Here is an 18,173-nt window from a genome sequence, read left to right on the forward strand (position 1 = left end):
ATGCCGATTCAAATATTCGTATGAAAAGGAGGGGAAATAAGTGAAAAAACTTTATAGAAGAATAATTGCATTTGTTGCAATCATTATTCTATTAACCATTAATTGGGGACCATTTGCACTCCTAGCCTTTGCAAAAAGTGATACTGTGGCATGGTCACAACCGGTATGGAAAGATCCAGCATGGAAGCAACCTGTATGGGAATCCCCTTCAACATGGAATTCAGCACCAGAATGGCAAAGCCCTAACTGGCAAAGTCCTGAATGGAATCAATCACCAGAATGGCAAAATCCTAACTGGCAAAGTCCCGAATGGAACCAATCACCAGAGTGGCAAAATCCAGGATGGGAAACATCACCAGATGGAAAAGTGCCGAGCCAAAATTCTGGGGATAATGGATCAAATAATAATGATTCCTCTTCTGGAAAAGAACATGCTAATGATGGAAATACAAACAACAATAATGGCCAGAATACGCATGATAAGAACAATCCTATAGGAGATAGTTCTAACAAAGGAAGCAATTCGAATCAAGATAGTAATTCAAATACAGGAAGCAACTCGAATCAAGATAGTAATTCAAATACAGGAAATGAATCAAAGATTGATCCATGGACATTAGGTAAATATGCGATAAAAGATGTTGGTGTCAATACGGCCAAATACGTAAATAATTTAATAAAATTGGAACAAACGAATGGTTCAATATCAACAAGTGATTTTTTGAAGGAAAATGGAAAGCTTAAGTGGAAATTAGGCTCCGCCACCTATAAACTTGCTACTAAAGGCACATTTTTTGAGGATGTTAATAAAGAATATGATAAATATAAAGGCATCTATGATAATGGTAAATTAGGTGTTGATACAAGTCGAAAAGCCTATGATTTAATATCCTACTTCAAGAATACAAGAAACGTCAACTTACAAGGGGGATACATAGACCCACGTGTACATTTTAAACTTGGTCCTATCTCTAAATTTAATGCAGGAGTTGCTGCTGTTGGCGTAGTAACATCGGGTATTGACATGGGAATCAATATCAATAAAGCCATTCATGCAAAACCTGGTGAAGAGAGGCAAAATGCCATTGCTGATAGTGTAGGTAGCTTAGGTGATATGCTTATGAGCGGAGGTACTGTTGCTACCGCATCGGGAGCTGCAGCGGCAGTAGGTGTAGGGCTGATTGTGGTAGGAGGAACATTAAAATTAGGTAGTGTGATCTACAAAAATAGAAAAAAAATAATGGAGTTTATAAGCAATCCTAAGGAAGCAATCATTAAAGCAGTAAAAACGACTGTTGAAAAAGTAAAAACATTTGGCAGTAAGCTTAAAAAAATCTTTTCATGGGGATAGAAAATGCACACATTACTAACACAAAAAGTAGAACAACAAATAAAAAAACACAAAAAAATGTTCGAGAGTTATCAATGTTTTAACTATCTTTTTCAATATAGAAATAATTATTATCATAACATCGTTTATTATGATATTAGAAAGAAAGTTAAGGGACATGTTATCATTTCAAGGGATGGAGTCATTGCTAATAGAAATGAGGCAATAAAAATATCGCGGCTAATTAATAATTACAATAATTTAATTGTAACTGCATCACTTAAATTAAGAGCGGAATTAAACCGTCCTGTTGAAGTGATGCATAATATAAAAGGCTGGTTAGATCTCTATTTAAGTGATGTTAAGTATAATCTCGAACCAGTAAAGAAAGACATAGAAAAAATTTATTATATGGCAGATACTTTTATAGACGGACAAAAGAAATTAGTGGAAATTGAAGATTTTATAAAAAAATCTGACATGGATGTTCGATTAACAAACCATATTTTGACTGAAGAACATGCAAAAGAGGCGGAAAATGTTTTTTCGGAGTATTCACTGACTATTCATAAGCAAGGAGTAACTCAGTGGGAAACCATCGATTCAATAAAAAAGGTACTTCAGTATTTAGAGGAACATGAAGATAATCCAAATAAAAAAGAGTACAAAAGTTTAAAAAAACAATTATCAAATTATAGTCATCCAAGAAATGTTAGCGGATTACAAAAATCTTTAGATAATTATATTGATAAAAGAGTAGGCAGTGTTTTTGATTTACCTAAGGGAGAAGCTGGAATTGAGGCATTTAAAGAGTTGGATCAAAAAGAAATAGAATATTGTTTCCAGCATGATATATTACCGATTTTAAGAAACTGATTTTTTATTGGAGAGAATAATGAAAACTATTTTAGAAGGATTTTCAATATACAATCGAAATTTTTATTCCATCATTATATTGTCTTTATCCATTACACTTCCTTTTCTAATCATTCATAATATTATTTCGGGAAGTGTTTATCAAATAGCTACTATTACAGGTGCTGATTTTGTAGCGGACTTTACGAATCTCTTACTTATGTTACTTTTGCTAGTTATTGTTCAAGTGCCATTTATTCAACTGGTCAAAAGTGACTTAGAAGGAGATGAAAAGCCGTTAAGAAAAGCCTATGGGGCGTTTCTAAATCATGGATCAGCTGTTTTTCTTTTTAGCGTTATTTTTTCTGTAGCTGTTGTATTCGGCCTTTTATTGTTAATTATCCCTGGAATCTTGTTTATGGTGCTGTTCTATTTAACACCACAAATAATGATATTTGAGGAAAAGCCAATGTCAAAAAGCTTTAAAAAGGCTAGGAAAATTGGGAAAAGATACTTTTTTTCTTTATTAACGATTATTATTTTTACAAGTTTAATTGATGTATGTGCAGGATTCTTAGGTTTATTTGCTATATCCGCTGTGACAAATAGTTATTTAGCTATTATATCAGGGCAGATGCTAATAAATATGATTGTCTTTCCGTTTAATGTAATCGTTGTAAGTTTATTCGCTTCTAAATGGAAGCAGGAATTGGAAACAAGTCCAACACTTGATACTAGTAATAAATATTTAGCATAAATAATTCCAATTCAAATGGAGATAGTAACTTATCTTGGTTAGGGGGTTGGATATGTCAAAACGTGAAAAGAAATGGCGGAGAATTTACCTGTTTTTAATGATTTTCATTTATGCAATTTTTGTACCTGTAACAGCCTTGGATTGGTTAGCAGGAGATGGTAAGTTTCCTTATACAGCTATCATCGTGGGAATTGCATTACCTTTTATAAGGAAAAATCACTTAACTACTATGAAGGGGTAAGTAATTTCTTTCAAACATAAATATGGATAAATAGAAAAAAGAATTGTTTACTCAATAATAAAACAGTTCTTTTTTTTCATTTTCGGAATAGTAAAATAAAAAAGGGGTACCATTGAATTTTTCCGATGGTACCCCTTTTATTGTTAATTATGTTAATATTTAAGACCTTTTTAGTAGAGAACATGCTGTTATTGTTACACCATTCACAACAAATGAGGAAGCAAAATAACATGAATGTATTTACTTCATCCCGTCCACATCAATCTCACATTCCCTCAAAGGAACAACCTTTGTTTTCTTAATAAACTTGTAGCCAAACCACATAATTAAAAATAATGGGATCCCGAGATAAGCAGCGATAATGTCCATCCAATCAATTCTTTCGCTTAGAAAGGCTTGATAGTCTTGGGCAATTATGACGACTAAACCTACTAAGAAAGCAAATATCGGTCCAAATGGATAAAGTTTTGCACGGTAAGGAAGCTTTTCGAGTGAGTGTCCTTGGGCAATATATACTTTTCGAAAACGATAATGGCTGGCTGCAATCCCTAACCAGAAGATAAATCCTGTAATACCTGCAGCGTTCAATAACCACATATAAATAGCTCCATCACCAAAAGCGGAAGCAAGAAAGGTGAGCATTCCGACTAATGTAGTGGCAACTAATGCCGCTACTGGAATACCACGTTTATTGATCTTTCCAAAGAACTTTGGAGCTTGTCCTTCTTTTGCCATAGCATATAAAATTCTTGTTGATGCATAGAGACTTGAGTTACCAGCTGATAAGACGGCTGTTAAGATGACTGCGTTCATTAAAGAAGCAGCAAAGGCAAGTCCCGCCTTCTTAAACACTAATGTAAAAGGACTAACCATGATATCCTCGCTCTTCAAGCTTTCAGTTGTATAAGGAATGATTAAACCGATTACGATGATGGCAAGTACATAAAATAAAAGTATTCGCCAAAAAATGCTTTTGATTGCTTTTGGAACGTTTTCCCTTGGATTTTCACTTTCTCCAGCAGCGACACCAACAATTTCTGTCCCTTGAAAGGAAAAACCAGCTGTTAGAAACACACCTATGACTGCTAAGATTCCTCCGTGGAACGGAGCGTCTCCAATCGTGAAGTTTTTAAAGCCGACGGCATCGCCCTTCATAATTCCAAATATCATTAAGAAACCAACAATGATGAAAATAATGATGGTAGCGACTTTGATAAACGAAAACCAATATTCCCCTTCTCCATATCCTTTAACGGAAAGGATATTGATACCGAAAATGATGAGTATAAAAAGCCCGCTCCATAACCATGATGGGCTATTAGGGAACCAGAACTTCATTACTAGTGTAGAAGCGGAAAGTTCTGCAGCAAGTGTAATCGCCCAGCTGTACCAATAGTTCCAGCCTAATGCAAACCCTAATGCAGGGTCAATAAACCGAGTAGCATATGTGCTGAAGGCGCCGCTTGTGGGCATAAAGGAAGCAAGTTCACCGAGACTGGTCATAATGAAATAGACCATGACACCAATAATCAGATAGGCGAGTAATGCCCCTCCAGGTCCTGCTTGATAAATAGCGGCTCCACTTCCTAGAAAAAGCCCTGTACCAATTGATCCGCCAAGTGATATCATCATCAAATGCCGCGCCTTTAAGCTGCGTTTTAATTCACCATTTTGGGTGACGTTAGTTTGTTCTATTTGATTACCCATAATTATGGCACCTCTAACATTCGTTCATTATTCCTATAGTAACTAGTATAAAATCTATCAGATGGATATTTATTTATGAAAATTAATATTAATAACTATATAACGATATCATAAACCAAAAGCAATGAAAATAGAAAGTGTATATTTTACCATGTAAATGAATTTTATTGCATAAAAAATATTTTTCTAGAATAATATAAAAAGATGATAATTAGACATTTTCAGAAAAAATAAAATTAAGTATCTTTACACATGATTCTTTGTCATGTATGATAAGTGCGAATAATAAAACTGCATATAACCTATCTGCACTAGGGGTGCTGAAATAGCTGAGATGTGAACGTGGAAGAGCGTTCCGATCCCTTATTACCCGATCTAGATAATACTAGCGTGGGGAAGTGTAGTAGTATTTTGTAAATCATTTTGGTTACATTTATTTGGATACTACTGCATCTTCCGTGAGATGCAGTTTTTTTATTCTCTAAAAAGATTAATTTCTATATTGGAGGAGAATTTTTATGACACAATCATGCGGAACAAGTAGAATTGTAGGTTTTCGTTTTTCGCTTTACCCAATGACAGATGAGTTTGTAGACATTATTTTATCCACCCTTGAACAAGTGGATACTTCTAAAGTATGGGTTAAAACAGATGATATAAGTACAGTGATTCGAGGGAAAATGGAGCATGTATTTGATGTAGCTAAAGCGATTTATTTATTATCTGCACAAACTGAAAAACATGTCGTTCTAAATGGAACTTTTTCAATCGGATGTCCAGGGGATTCAGATGGGGATGTCTTTATGTCAGCTGATGGTGTACGAATGAATGAAGATAAGATAAAGAACTTACATATTGAGGCGCCGACACAATTCGCTCTCTATCCTATGAATAATGAATCATATATGCAAATTATTGCTGATGTTGTTGATTTGGCTAAGGAAAAGGGCACATTTACAAGTGGAATCCACTATGCTAGTCGATTAGATGGTGATGCTCATGATGTATTTGCTACTTTAGAGCAGTCCTTCCATTACACACAGGAAAAAGTAAACCATGTGACAATGACGGTCAATATTTCAGCGAACAGTCCATCAAGGAAAAATAAATAAGGGGGGCAGGAACAATGTCGAAATGGAATCTACGTGAAATTGTTGTAATGTCGGTATTAGGGATTGTCTTTGCTATCGTTTATTTATTATTTGCCCAGCTGGGGAATGTCTTTTTTGGATTAGTTGGTCCGATAGGTTACGAACCGATCTTTGGAATCTGGTTTATTGTTTCTATTATTGTAGCGAATATTATTCGTAAACCTGGTGCGGCGGTTCTTTCTGAAACGATTGCTGCATTTGTAGAAATTTTAATTGGAAATGCAGTTGGGCCTAGACTATTAATCTCTGGCTTTATCCAAGGACTTGGTGCAGAGGCTGTATTTGCTGCAACTGGATGGAAGCGTTATTCCACCTGGGTGTTAATGCTTGCTGGAGTGGGTGCATCCATTTTTAGTTTTGCCTGGGGGTATTTTATTTCAGGCTTTGCCACACTTTCAACTACTTACGTGTTATCGATGCTTGTCATAAGAATGATATCCGGTGCACTACTTGCTGGTTTGCTTGGAAAATATATTAGTGAAGGATTGGCCAAAACGGGAGTACTCAACGGAATGCCACTGGGCAAAGAGATAAAAAAGAGAAAAGCGGCGTGATAACAATGGAGCCAAGTAAAGAAATATTAGAGGTTTCGAATCTTTCACTTTCGTATGAGGATGAATCAATTTTAAAAAATATATCATTCTCTTTAGATAAGGGAGAAAAACTTCTTTTATTAGGGCCAAGCGGATCGGGAAAGAGCTCTTTAACTCTCTGTTTAAATGGGCTAATCCCACGTTCTATTGAAGGTAATCGAACGGGAACTATTTGTTTTAGAGGAAAAGAAATTGAAGCATATGCTGCAGGGGAATTAAGCAGGCACATAGGGGTTGTGTTTCAAGATCCTGAATCACAATTTTGCATGCTTACAGTAGAGGATGAAATTGCGTTTGGTTTAGAAAATATAAACATACCTAGAGAAGAAATGGTGAAAAAAATAGATAGATCCCTTTCTTTAGTTGGTCTTGAAAAATATAAGTATGCTCAAATTTCTACATTGTCGGGGGGAATGAAACAAAAGCTAGCTCTTGCATGTGTGATTGCCATGGAGCCAGAAATCCTCATTCTCGATGAACCTACTGCATTATTGGATCCAGCTGCAACAAAGGAGTTTGTACAAACCATTGATTCACTTCAAAAGAAGCTGGATTTCTCACTGATTGTGATTGAGCATAAGCTTGATTATTGGATCCCATACCTTGACCGCTGTCTTGTTCTGACACAAACTGGGAATCTCATGTATGATGGTTTATTGAAAGAAGGATTGGTTAATCATTTTGAGGAAATGAAAGAGCTGGGTTTGTGTTTACCTAAGGTAACGATTTTTGGTCAACAATTTAAGGCGGATTTTTTTTCGTTCACGTTGGATGAATTAGTCAAGGAGTTGGATGAAAAATATGTCCAAAATTTATTCATGCCGACTATTTCATCTCCATCCAAAACATTGATTGAAATGAAAAACGTTTCATTTTTGCGTGGAAGTGAACCTATATTAAAAAATATTGATTTAACGATCGGGAAGGGTCAATGGACAGCCATTATTGGTCCAAATGGCGCCGGCAAGTCTACCTTATCATTGCTGTTAGCAGGGTTATTTACGGCAAAGCATGGGGAAATCATTTTTGAGAATAAATTATTAAAGGACTTATCGGAATTAGAAAAGCGGAATTCCATTGGATATGTTTTTCAAAATCCAGAGCACCAATTTATAACTGACACTGTATTTGATGAAGTGGCATTTGGTTTGAAAATGAAAAAAACTGGGTACAAGGATATCGAGACCAAGGTTGAGAATGTTCTTTCAGCTTGTCGATTAACTGAACTAAAGAACAATAATCCCTTTTCGCTAAGTCAGGGACAAAAGAGGAGATTAAGTGTAGCTACAATGCTTATTGATGATCAAGACTTGCTTATTCTTGATGAGCCCACCTTTGGGCAGGATGGAAAGGCAACCGACGAATTAATGAAACTCGTTGAAGACCGTGTTAAATCAGGGATGACAGCATTGATGGTGACACATGATATGGAATTGGTCGCAAACTATGCCCATCAAGTGATTGTACTTTCAAATGGGGAAGTCTCCTTTCAAGGAACACCCCATGATCTATTTTCCATGCATACTGAACAAATTGAGAAAGCAAATCTTGAATTGCCTTTACGATATGCAGTAGTGAAACAGTGGAGAAATAGAGGTGAGTTAGTTGCGACTTCAGTCGTTAAATCCTAGTATAAAAGCATTTACAGTCTTGATGTCTGTCTTGCTTCTAGCTTTTGTTTTTGATCCGGTTACACCGCTGCTTTTCTTGCTTTTTACGATTTTGATCACTTTTATTTTTGGTAAGGTAATGCCTAAAAAATGGTTCGTTCGATTTCTCCCTTTTATTATCATTGCATTTGGATATGTATGGACAACAACGATATTTTCTAATCCACCGAATGGTGTAAATGTGCTGACTTATGTTAAATTTGGTCCAATCGAGATCACTAATTATGGATTGAGTACGGGATTATCCTTAGGACTTAGAGTTCTTTGCTTTGCTGCACTTTCTCTCATGTTTATTTTAACTACGGACACAACAAAGTTTATGCTAAGCCTTTTGCAGCAGTGCAAACTTCCACCCAAACTTGTATATGGGATCTTGGCAGGTTATCGATTTTTGCCTTTATTAAAGGAAGAATTCACTATCATTAGAAATGCTCATCGAATACGAGGAGTGCATTGGGAGAAGGGGCTGAAGGGGAGAATTCAACTAGTAAAGAAATACACCATTCCACTGTTGGCAAGCGCTATTCGAAAGGCAGAACGAACAGCAATTGCGATGGAATCAAAAGGATTTGCAGGTAGTAAGGAACGAACATTCTATCATGAGTTGAAGATATCAGGTAAGGATTGGTTGTTTTCGCTGTCGATGATATGTATTTTTTGTGTTTGTTTATTCGTATCTAAAACATGGTTTCAATAAGAAAAATCTATATATAAAGTAATATTGATAACCTCATTAAGTGAGGTTATTTTTTCATAAAAAAATTAGTTTATAAGTATTATAGTGTTGGAAAATTAATAAATATTTACAAAAATGTAACTAATAATAGAATCAATATTCGGAATAGTTTATAATTTTTTTATAAAAACCACGTTCATAAATCTTAAGGAGGGATTAAAAATATTTATTTTTTTAAAAACTACATTACGCGAACGTTGGCCTCTATTTTTAACATTATTTATGATTCTAAGCTGTTTAGGATTAGGTTACTTAAGTTCACAATCAGTCAGTAATCGGATTGTTATTCAAGCGAAGGATGATTTAAAAAAGCATTGGCGTTATCAATACGATATTCTCGTTCTGCCAAAGCAGGAAAAAGCAACAAAAGGGTTAGAGGATGGGTGGGTAGCACCTCAAGCCAGCGTTGCAAGCTATGGCGGCATCTCCATGAATGACTTGAAAAAAATTCGATCTATTACCGGTGTAAAAGTGGCAGCTCCGTTATCACTCCTTGGCTATTTCGATTTCGATCAATTATCCGCAAACTATAATAAAGCAGAAACAGGAAGCTTTCATATTATTCGTACAAAAGTAACAGCCTTCGATGGTTTGCATACCCATATTTTTGGGGACCATTCCCACATTAGTGAATATGCTGGTTCGGCTACAGAAAGTAGTATTCTTTCCCAAGCTTATAAAGAGGAAAATGGTGGTTTTGTCAATTATATGCCTCCAGGCGGTAGTTTAAGATTCCCGAATGAGATGATGCTTATCGCGATAGATCCAGCTGCAGAAGAGGAAATTTACAAGCTATCGAATAGTATGACAGATGGTGAAAATTTAACAAATGCAACCATCGAATATGATCAAGGAATGCCGATTCTTCCGATATTAGCTCTTACTAATCAAAAATATGATGTAAATGAAACGTTGACGATTACAGAAATTCAAGTTCCGAAAAAAGTTTCTAAAAATGATTTGAAAACTGGTGCTACAAACTATTTGAATTCTTTGCCAAAAAAAGAAGTAACAAAGCTCTCCCTTCCTACCATGTCAGAGGAATGGAGATATAAACAAGTCAATTTATTATTAGACGAAAACAACTCTTATGTTGAAGAACCTTATATGGTGACATTTGCGGAACGAGATCTAAGAAGATATACCCCTCTTCAATATAAAATTGTCCAAAATGAAAGCGGAGCCATTCCACAACTAGAACTAAAATCAACAGTAAGAGCAGAAGGTGTTGATAAAAATCTCGATATGCCTATATATCGTCAGAAAATAAAAGAAGATGAAATGGTTCCTTTCGCTATTGATATTGTTGGCTACTATGATTCAGACAAAATTAAGCCGCAGCTTGCTAGCTCTTGGAAAAAGGGAGACCCTGTTGATATTTATACACCACACCACAGTATGATCATCAAGGATGGAACAGACAAGGAAATGAAACCAACCCCACTTTTGCCATTACCATTGAAGGATTCCTATTATACTGGCGCACCTGATGCGATAACGATATTGGATGCGGCATCGTCTTTTTATGGTGATAAACCTCCATTATCATCGATACGAGTGGTGGTTGATGGAGTAAATGAACGTTCAGAAGAAAGTCAAAGGAAAATTGAAAATGTAGCACAGCAAATTGTCGAGGAAACCGGACATCGTGTCGAAATTATGCTTGGATCTTCCGCAAGCAAGGTGCATATTGATCTTGGTATAAATAAACCTGGACAAGTCGGAATGGTAGAAGAAGGCTGGCAGCAAAAAGGCGTTAGCTGGTCTATTGAAAAGCAAATTGAAAAAACAAATATACTCCTATTTATCTATTTACTCATGATTAGTTTTATTTTTTGCTATACAGTAATAACGCAAAGCTTATTGCGGCGCTCTGTTGATTTTGCAATGCTTCGGGCAGTAGGATGGTCACGATTTAAAATTGTGCAGACGCTTATGGTTGAAGTTATCGGATTAAGCATACTGTCAGTATCCGTTATGTTTTTTGCTAATCTATGGTTAAAGACGCTCTCTTGGTATCACTTTATTATCATTTGGATATTAATGATGTTACTTATCGGGATTGGGTATTTGACTGGATCTAGAAAGGCATTAAAGTTATCTCCGAGAGCTGGATTAGAAGGAGAAGGAACGGAATGGAGTTTTATGCGCTGGTTTGCTATTCGAAGCTTGTATTCTTATGTCCTGCATCAATTATTGCGCCGTCCTCTCCGTTTTGGTTTATTAGCACTTTCTCTTGCGTTGTCTACATTTATGTCCATTTTATTTATTGCAACACAGCAAAGTTTATCCGACTTTTTATTCTTAAGCTTTCTAGGGGAAACAGTTGACTTAAATTTAAAAAGTTTCCAAACGATATTTCTGGTGATTGGATTACTTTTAACCGTTTCTATCGTTTTTCTTTTATTGTTTATGAATATCAATGAACGAAAAAAAGAGTTTTTCATTTTAAGATCAATTGGGTGGTCATTAAAACGAATTCAATATTACATCGGTATTGAAACGATATTTGTAGCTGCTATTGGTTCAACAGTTGGAACAATTAGTGCTTATATAGCCCTAACCTTCTTCTCAAGTCTTTGGATCCCTGTTTGGACCGTTATTGTATTTATTGTTGGACCAGTTTCCTTAATGTGGCTATTCTCATTTTTTATTGTTCAATCCATAAAAATGCAAACAGTTGTCAAGGATCAGCATGCTGCATAGAGATTGAGGGAGGAAAACACGATGATAACATTAAAGAATGTAAATAAAAGCTATCAGGTTGGCGGCGAAAATGTGGAAGTTTTAAAGGATATTTCGCTAACGATAAATTCAGGAAGCTATACCTCGATTATTGGACCTTCAGGATCAGGAAAATCAACTTTATTACATGTAATCGGTGGTTTAGAGTCAATTGACAGTGGTGAAATATGGGTGGAAGACAAACCAGTTCATCAATTAAAGGATTTTGAGCTAGCTAAACTACGTTTGGATAATATTGGTTATGTCTTTCAACAGTTCCAGCTTTTATCTACTGCAACGGCCTTGGAAAATGTCATGATGCCATTATTATCAATGTTTTCTTCGCAGGCAATCAAGAAGGATGCGGTAGAGGCCTTAAAAAGAGTAGGGTTAGAACATCGGATGCACCATCTTCCTTCTAAGTTGTCAGGTGGTGAGCAGCAGCGTGTGGCTATTGCAAGAGCGTTAATGACGAAGCCAAGTATTATTTTGGCAGATGAACCGACCGGAAATCTTGATTCTGAAACAGGGGTTCGAATTATTGAATTATTGGAGGAAGTCCATCAAAAGGACGGAGTAACAGTTGTCATGATCACGCATGACCAAATACTTGCAGGAAGAGCACATGAGACGATTCATATCTTTGATGGTCGAATAAAGGAAAAGATCTCATGAAAAGATTTGTGTTGTTGAATATTTTTCTATTAATTTTGCTTGCAGCCTGCAATCCTAAGCCACAAGTAAAAACGACACAGAAGGAAGAGATTAAATATACCAAAATCGATCATGAAAAAAATTTATTTCATGAAGAAACAATATTTAAGGAGTATCCTATTTTTGAAGGGTTAGAGAGAATATCTCAATATTATGGTGGTGAACTGAAAGAACAGGATCAGAAACGGATAACAAAGTTTGAGGATTTCCATACAATATCAATGTTAGATATGTTAAAGGTTCTAGATGAAAGGAATATATTTATTTATCCGACCTATGGGAATGAAACAGATATACTAGAAGGACTGAAGCAAAATAAACCCATATTAATTAAATTCTCACCAATTGGTAATCAAGAGATTATTGCGATCTTTTATGGATACTCAAAGGATCAGCTCCTTTATTATGATGTTAATAGTCATAAAGAGCGGGAAATCACTCATAAACAGTTGTCAGAAGCAGTAAAGCCTGAAAAACAAGTTTCTTTTTATATCCCGTTTAAAGAGGGTGAAGGGATAAATAAAAAAAGATTAGATTCTAAGTTTTTCAATCAATTGGCAATTAGTGATGCCTATTATAAGGGAGACAAAGCTTTATTTAAGGAAAGTATTAAGCAAATTGAAAAAAATAAGTGGGAAAACGATTTTTCATATTTTTACGCTTATTACTACCTTTTTTACGAGGAGGATGTCAAAAAGGCCGAAGCGATGCTGAAACAGATGAATGGCAGCTCCGATCCACTTAAAATGGAATTACAGTTAAAACTATATAAACTTCAAGGAAACAACAAAGAACTTAAAAACATTGTTTCAAAGATTCAAGTAATGCCCCAGTTCCGAACGGAAACATTGGAAGAGATCCGGTTGCGAGCTGAAAAATACGGATATGATAAGATTGTAGAAAATGTGGAAAGCATTTTAAAGGATAAGCAAAAAAATTAAACATGAAAACTCCCATTTGGTTGCAGTGAAGGAAATTTCACTGGAATAATAGGGAGTTTTTTTGAGTTAAGGCCTTCTTGTATACGTAGTCAGCTAGTTTTACGAAGTCTAGATATAGATGAAGCATATGAACCATTAACAAAGCCTTTTCGAAAAAAGTTACCGAATAAACAAGGATTTTTTCTTAAAAGGTAAGAAAGCATAAAATTTACTAAGGATATTAGGTATGAAAAGTGTCTGCTGTGTCTAGCTCCAGCGCCTATCGGCTAGCGGATTTCTCCGTCTTCTCCCTACGATAAGTCAACATCGACTCGTCCCTCGCCGTGTCTCCTTTATCTCAGTCGAAGACTACGAAATCCGTACGCCGATGAGCAAGGCGCCTTCGCTTTTCTTATTTCAAGAATTTGGTGTACAATAGGGACGAGATTGTCTGGAGGGGGAACCTAGTTATGACGAAAAAGGCATTGATTAATATTGATTATACGTTTGATTTTGTTGCAGATGCTGGTCGGTTAACTTGTGGGAAGCCAGGTCAAGAGATTGAAGAGAAAATTGTGCAATTAACCAATGATTTTCTTCAATCTGGTGAGTATGTAGTGTTTGCAATAGATTGTCATCGGGAAGGGGATTCGCTTCATCCGGAGACAAAATTGTTTCCACCGCATAATATAAAGGGGACAGCCGGACGTGATTTATTCGGTTCCTTACAGACTCTTTACGAACAACATAAAAATAACGAAAATGTATATTATATGGATAAAACACGCTATAGTGCGTTTGCAGGAACGGATTTAGATATAAAGCTGAGAGAAAGAGGAATTAAAGAAATCCATCTGTGTGGGGTTTGCACAGACATTTGTGTGTTACATACGGCAGTTGACGCCTATAATAAAGGGTATAAAATCGTTGTACATCGGAATACAGTAGCAAGCTTTAATGAAGTAGGTCATCAATGGGCGTTGGAACATTTTAAAAATACATTGGGTGCAACGGTACTCTCTTAAGAGTGTTTAAAGGAGTGGGGTTTAATGGTAAATCAATATATAGATGATGGTTTAGCTCTTCACACAGATCTTTATCAAATCAATATGGCGAAGACGTATTGGGATGATGGAATGCATGAGCGTAAAGCGGTATTTGAAGTTTTTTTTCGGAAGCTTCCTTTTGATAATGGGTATGCGGTATTTGCGGGTTTAGAGAGAGTTGTTGAATATTTACGTGATTTTCACTTTTCCGAATCAGATATTCAATATTTACGTGAAGAACTTCACTATGATGAAGATTTTCTTCAATATTTAAGTGAAATGCGTTTTACAGGAACCGTCCGTTCCATGAAGGAAGGGGAGCTAGTTTTTGGAAATGAACCGATGATTCAAGTAGAAGCACCTCTAGCTCAAGCACAGATTATTGAAACAGCTCTGCTTAATATTGTGAATTACCAAACATTGATTGCGACAAAAGCTGCAAGAATTAAACATGTCGTTGGTGATGAAATATTAATGGAATTCGGCACAAGAAGAGCACATGAAATGGATGCGGCAATCTGGGGAACGAGGGCAGCTTTTATTGGCGGTTTTGATTCCACAAGTAATGTACGAGCAGGGAAAAGATTTGGCATCCCTGTATCTGGAACCCATGCACACGCTATGGTACAAGCATATAGGGATGATTATACAGCATTCCGTAAATATGCAGAAAGCCATAGAGATTGCGTTTTCCTAGTAGATACGTATGATACGTTGAAATCAGGAGTTCCAGCAGCTATTCGGGTAGCGAAAGAATTTGGGGATAAAATCAATTTTCTTGGAATCCGACTCGATAGCGGGGACATGGCATTTTTATCAAAAGCGGCTAGAAAAATGTTGGATCAAGCGGGATTTCCAAATGCAAAAATTGTAGCGTCTAGTGATTTAGATGAATATACCATTCTTCACATGAAGTCTCAAGGAGCAAAAATTGATATGTGGGGAGTAGGGACGAAGTTAATTACAGCCTATGATCAGCCAGCACTAGGTGCGGTTTATAAAATTGTTACTATTGAAGATGAAAATGGCAAGATGCAAGATACAATTAAAATTTCAGCCAATGCCCAGAAGGTTACAACACCAGGCTTAAAGAAAGTATACCGAATTATTAATACAAATACCTATAAATCTGAAGGTGACTATATTGCGATGTATGATGAGGACCTTCACTCCCAAAAGCAACTGAGAATGTTCCATCCTGTTCACACGTATATTAGCAAAACCGTCACCGACTTTGAAGCTAGGGACTTACATCATGATATCTTTGTCAATGGTGAGTATGTTTATCGATTACCAGATTTAAAAGAAATTCAAGGATATACGAAAGAAAGCCTCGGACTATTTTGGGAGGAATACAAACGTTCCTTGAACCCACATGAATACCCAGTTGACCTTAGTCAAAAGTGCTGGGACAATAAAATCAAAAATATTGAAGAAGTTCGCGAAAAAGTCTCTCACTTAAAACAATAGATGTTCTTTTTTATCATTTAGGCTTTTTGTTCCCCTTTCAGGCAGATGATCGACATTGAAAAAGAGCAAAAGTGATTATATATAAAGGAGGTTTTACTGAGTGGATGAGTTACAGAAAAGTATTATGGAGAGAATGAGAGTGCAGGCTGTTATTGATCCTCGTGAGGAAATTCGTAAGAGTGTTGATTTTCTTAAGAGTTATTTAAAGAAGTATCCGTTTTTTAAAGGGTTTGTTTTAGGAATCTCCGGAGGTCAGGATTCAACCTTAACAGGGAAGCTTGCCCAACTTGCCATTGATGAACTAAGAGAAGAAACGGGCAATCAGGATTATAAATTCATTGCAGTTCGCCTTCCTTATGGGGTACAGAAGGATGCTGCGGATGTCGATGACGCTATTCATTTTATTAAACCGACGCAAGCATTAACCGTTAATATTAAACCAGCAGTAGATGCAAGTGAGGCTTCGTTAAAAGAAGCAGGAATCACCTTATCTGATTTTGTGAAGGGCAATGAAAAGGCAAGAGAACGCATGAAAGCACAATACAGTATTGCAGCGATGGAAAATTGCGTCGTTCTAGGAACAGATCATTCGGCTGAAAATTTAACCGGTTTTTATACGAAGTACGGGGATGGTGGAGCAGATCTTGTTCCAATTTTCCGTTTGAACAAACGCCAAGGGAAAATGCTACTTAAAGAATTAGGCTGCCCAGAGCACTTATACTTAAAAACTCCTACAGCAGACCTTGAAGATGACCGTCCACAATTATCCGACGAGAGTGCACTAGGCGTTACTTATGAAGAAATCGATGATTACTTAGAAGGAAAAGAAGTATCTGAACATGCTAGAAAAACGATAGAAATGCTCTACCAGAAATCTGAACATAAACGGCATATGCCAATTACTATTTTTGATGATTTCTGGAAATAGAGTGAAAAAGAGCCTGATATGGGCTCTTTTTTTGTTAGAATAGCTTTGTTAATGGTTATTGTTAATAATATGACCTGTATGGTATGTGTGAAGCGATTTCTTTACGAAGTAAAACTAGCTGAACACATACCATACAGGGTTTTATTAGAAACAAAAATATTGTTTAACAAAGCCGTTAGATAATAAATTTATTATGATTCGGGAACTTTGGACTAGGTCTATACGTAGAAAAAAAGGGAGAAATTTGGGGAATTTTCAGTTTCACCCTTTTTCTTATTGTCAATTCATAGTATTCTAAAAATAATAGCAAAATTATAAATTTTCCGGACTTTATTTGTATCTGGAAAAATTAGATAACATAGGGGGCTAGAAAATGACTGGAACGATCATGCATCCAAAGTTGAAGCAAGTGCTAAATAATATTGAAAAAGTAATGATAGGTAAAGCGAATGTAGCTGAGTTAAGTCTTGTTACCTTACTTGCCGAAGGTCACGTTCTGTTAGAGGATGTACCGGGTGTGGGAAAAACGATGATGGTTCGTGCATTAGCAAAGTCAGTAAATGCTTCATTTAAAAGAATCCAGTTCACACCAGATTTACTGCCGTCTGATGTATTAGGTGTATCCATTTATAATCCGAAAGAGCTAGAGTTTCAATATAGACCAGGTCCGATTATGGGCAATATTATTTTAGCAGATGAAATTAACCGGACATCTCCAAAAACACAATCAGCATTACTAGAAGGAATGGAAGAAAGTAGCGTCACAGTAGACGGAAATACTAGAAAGCTAGATCGGCCGTTTTTTGTTATGGCGACACAAAACCCGATTGAGTATGAAGGTACATATCCTCTTCCGGAAGCCCAGTTAGATCGATTTTTATTAAAAATGAAGATGGGCTATCCTGATCGTAAAGAAGAAATTGAAGTATTAAATCGCACGCAAAAACAAGCACCGATCGAGACGTTAGAGGCGGTTATCTCACTATCAGAATTAGTGGAACTGCAAGATCAAGTAAAAGAAGTCTATGTCGACCAGACCATTAAACAATATATTGTAGATCTTGCACATTATACAAGAAATCATTCAAACGTGTATTTAGGCGTTAGTCCACGTGCCTCTATTGCATTAATGAGAGCATCACAAGCCTATGCCTTTTTACATGGAAGAGACTTTATTATTCCTGATGACGTTCAATATTTAGCACCATTCGTTTTTTCGCATCGAATTATTTTAAAATCGGAAGCCAAATATGGCGGTCGAACAGCAGAAGATATTGTCAAAGAAGTCATCAAGTTTGTTCAGGTCCCAGTTCAAAGGGCAGTGAGATAAG

General features: G+C 36.2%; 16 protein-coding genes and 1 riboswitch. Of the genes, 15 read left to right on the plus strand and 1 reads right to left on the minus strand.

The window, feature by feature from the left end; genetic code table 11:
• The first annotated feature begins 40 nt into the window (after positions 1-40).
• From ACQKP0_RS21785 to ACQKP0_RS21800, 4 genes are read left to right on the plus strand one after another with little or no spacing between them, the layout of a single operon-like run.
• Entirely contained in the window at positions 41-1,351 is a 1,311-nt protein-coding gene (locus ACQKP0_RS21785) for a hypothetical protein (protein WP_427407926.1), read from the plus strand.
• A 3-nt stretch (positions 1,352-1,354) separates the two neighbouring features.
• Positions 1,355-2,206, plus strand: coding sequence for a hypothetical protein (locus ACQKP0_RS21790; RefSeq protein ID WP_427407927.1), 852 nt, complete (start codon positions 1,355-1,357; stop codon positions 2,204-2,206).
• 19 nt (positions 2,207-2,225) lie between these two features.
• Positions 2,226-2,942 (plus strand): hypothetical protein, encoded by a 717-nt coding sequence (locus tag ACQKP0_RS21795; protein ID WP_427407928.1) that lies wholly within the window; start codon positions 2,226-2,228, stop codon positions 2,940-2,942.
• Positions 2,943-2,994: 52 nt separating this feature from the next.
• Positions 2,995-3,183 carry a hypothetical protein gene (locus tag ACQKP0_RS21800; RefSeq protein WP_427407929.1) on the plus strand — a complete coding sequence of 63 codons (189 nt, stop codon included), beginning with the start codon at positions 2,995-2,997 and terminating at the stop codon, positions 3,181-3,183.
• A 240-nt stretch (positions 3,184-3,423) separates the two neighbouring features.
• Here ACQKP0_RS21800 and ACQKP0_RS21805 read toward each other — a convergent pair whose 3' ends face one another.
• Positions 3,424-4,890 carry an amino acid permease gene (locus ACQKP0_RS21805; protein ID WP_427407930.1) on the minus strand — a complete coding sequence of 489 codons (1,467 nt, stop codon included), beginning with the start codon at positions 4,888-4,890 and terminating at the stop codon, positions 3,424-3,426.
• A gap of 303 nt (positions 4,891-5,193) precedes the next feature.
• A riboswitch (TPP riboswitch) is annotated at positions 5,194-5,304 on the plus strand.
• Between the two features lie 104 nt (positions 5,305-5,408).
• On the opposite strand from ACQKP0_RS21805, the gene ACQKP0_RS21810 reads away from it, so the two are divergent.
• From ACQKP0_RS21810 to ACQKP0_RS21860, 11 genes are all read left to right on the plus strand, one after another.
• Positions 5,409-6,002 (plus strand): YkoF family thiamine/hydroxymethylpyrimidine-binding protein, encoded by a 594-nt coding sequence (locus ACQKP0_RS21810; RefSeq protein WP_427407931.1) that lies wholly within the window; start codon positions 5,409-5,411, stop codon positions 6,000-6,002.
• A 14-nt stretch (positions 6,003-6,016) separates the two neighbouring features.
• Positions 6,017-6,595, plus strand: a complete 579-nt coding sequence (locus ACQKP0_RS21815) for an ECF transporter S component (protein ID WP_427407932.1) — start codon at positions 6,017-6,019, stop codon at positions 6,593-6,595.
• Between the two features lie 5 nt (positions 6,596-6,600).
• Positions 6,601-8,265 (plus strand): ABC transporter ATP-binding protein, encoded by a 1,665-nt coding sequence (locus tag ACQKP0_RS21820; protein ID WP_427407933.1) that lies wholly within the window; start codon positions 6,601-6,603, stop codon positions 8,263-8,265.
• Positions 8,266-8,287: 22 nt separating this feature from the next.
• Positions 8,288-9,001: an energy-coupling factor transporter transmembrane component T family protein gene (locus tag ACQKP0_RS21825; RefSeq protein ID WP_427407958.1), complete on the plus strand. Its 714-nt coding sequence runs from the start codon at positions 8,288-8,290 to the stop codon at positions 8,999-9,001.
• Positions 9,002-9,262: 261 nt separating this feature from the next.
• A complete protein-coding gene (locus tag ACQKP0_RS21830; protein WP_427407934.1) occupies positions 9,263-11,746 on the plus strand; it encodes an FtsX-like permease family protein in 2,484 nt (827 codons plus the stop codon).
• 21 nt (positions 11,747-11,767) lie between these two features.
• Entirely contained in the window at positions 11,768-12,439 is a 672-nt protein-coding gene (locus tag ACQKP0_RS21835) for an ABC transporter ATP-binding protein (RefSeq protein ID WP_427407935.1), read from the plus strand.
• On the plus strand, positions 12,436-13,419 hold the full coding sequence (locus tag ACQKP0_RS21840; protein WP_427407936.1) for a hypothetical protein: 984 nt from the start codon (positions 12,436-12,438) through the stop codon (positions 13,417-13,419). The genes ACQKP0_RS21835 and ACQKP0_RS21840 overlap by 4 nt, the downstream gene beginning before the upstream one ends.
• 449 nt (positions 13,420-13,868) lie before the next feature.
• Positions 13,869-14,423 carry a cysteine hydrolase family protein gene (locus ACQKP0_RS21845; protein ID WP_427407937.1) on the plus strand — a complete coding sequence of 185 codons (555 nt, stop codon included), beginning with the start codon at positions 13,869-13,871 and terminating at the stop codon, positions 14,421-14,423.
• Between the two features lie 24 nt (positions 14,424-14,447).
• Positions 14,448-15,914, plus strand: coding sequence for a nicotinate phosphoribosyltransferase (locus tag ACQKP0_RS21850; protein WP_427407938.1), 1,467 nt, complete (start codon positions 14,448-14,450; stop codon positions 15,912-15,914).
• A 100-nt stretch (positions 15,915-16,014) separates the two neighbouring features.
• On the plus strand, positions 16,015-16,842 hold the full coding sequence (gene nadE / locus ACQKP0_RS21855) for an ammonia-dependent NAD(+) synthetase (protein ID WP_427407939.1): 828 nt from the start codon (positions 16,015-16,017) through the stop codon (positions 16,840-16,842).
• A gap of 373 nt (positions 16,843-17,215) precedes the next feature.
• On the plus strand, positions 17,216-18,172 hold the full coding sequence (locus ACQKP0_RS21860; RefSeq protein ID WP_427407940.1) for an AAA family ATPase: 957 nt from the start codon (positions 17,216-17,218) through the stop codon (positions 18,170-18,172).
• The last annotated feature ends 1 nt before the right edge of the window (position 18,173 follow it).

The sequence above is a fragment of the Heyndrickxia sp. NPDC080065 genome, from assembly GCF_050281185.1.
Lineage (GTDB): Bacteria > Bacillota > Bacilli > Bacillales > Bacillaceae_C > Heyndrickxia.

Coding starts and splice junctions, on each gene's coding strand:
- ACQKP0_RS21790 (WP_427407927.1), top strand. CDS start 1,355: ATGCACACATTACTAACACAAAAAGTAGAACAACAAATAAAAAAACAC.
- ACQKP0_RS21795 (WP_427407928.1), top strand. CDS start 2,226: ATGAAAACTATTTTAGAAGGATTTTCAATATACAATCGAAATTTTTAT.
- ACQKP0_RS21800 (WP_427407929.1), top strand. CDS start 2,995: ATGTCAAAACGTGAAAAGAAATGGCGGAGAATTTACCTGTTTTTAATG.
- ACQKP0_RS21805 (WP_427407930.1), bottom strand. CDS start 4,890: ATGGGTAATCAAATAGAACAAACTAACGTCACCCAAAATGGTGAATTA.
- ACQKP0_RS21810 (WP_427407931.1), top strand. CDS start 5,409: ATGACACAATCATGCGGAACAAGTAGAATTGTAGGTTTTCGTTTTTCG.
- ACQKP0_RS21815 (WP_427407932.1), top strand. CDS start 6,017: ATGTCGAAATGGAATCTACGTGAAATTGTTGTAATGTCGGTATTAGGG.
- ACQKP0_RS21820 (WP_427407933.1), top strand. CDS start 6,601: ATGGAGCCAAGTAAAGAAATATTAGAGGTTTCGAATCTTTCACTTTCG.
- ACQKP0_RS21825 (WP_427407958.1), top strand. CDS start 8,288: ATGTCTGTCTTGCTTCTAGCTTTTGTTTTTGATCCGGTTACACCGCTG.
- ACQKP0_RS21830 (WP_427407934.1), top strand. CDS start 9,263: ATGATTCTAAGCTGTTTAGGATTAGGTTACTTAAGTTCACAATCAGTC.
- ACQKP0_RS21835 (WP_427407935.1), top strand. CDS start 11,768: ATGATAACATTAAAGAATGTAAATAAAAGCTATCAGGTTGGCGGCGAA.
- ACQKP0_RS21840 (WP_427407936.1), top strand. CDS start 12,436: ATGAAAAGATTTGTGTTGTTGAATATTTTTCTATTAATTTTGCTTGCA.
- ACQKP0_RS21845 (WP_427407937.1), top strand. CDS start 13,869: ATGACGAAAAAGGCATTGATTAATATTGATTATACGTTTGATTTTGTT.
- ACQKP0_RS21850 (WP_427407938.1), top strand. CDS start 14,448: ATGGTAAATCAATATATAGATGATGGTTTAGCTCTTCACACAGATCTT.
- ACQKP0_RS21860 (WP_427407940.1), top strand. CDS start 17,216: ATGACTGGAACGATCATGCATCCAAAGTTGAAGCAAGTGCTAAATAAT.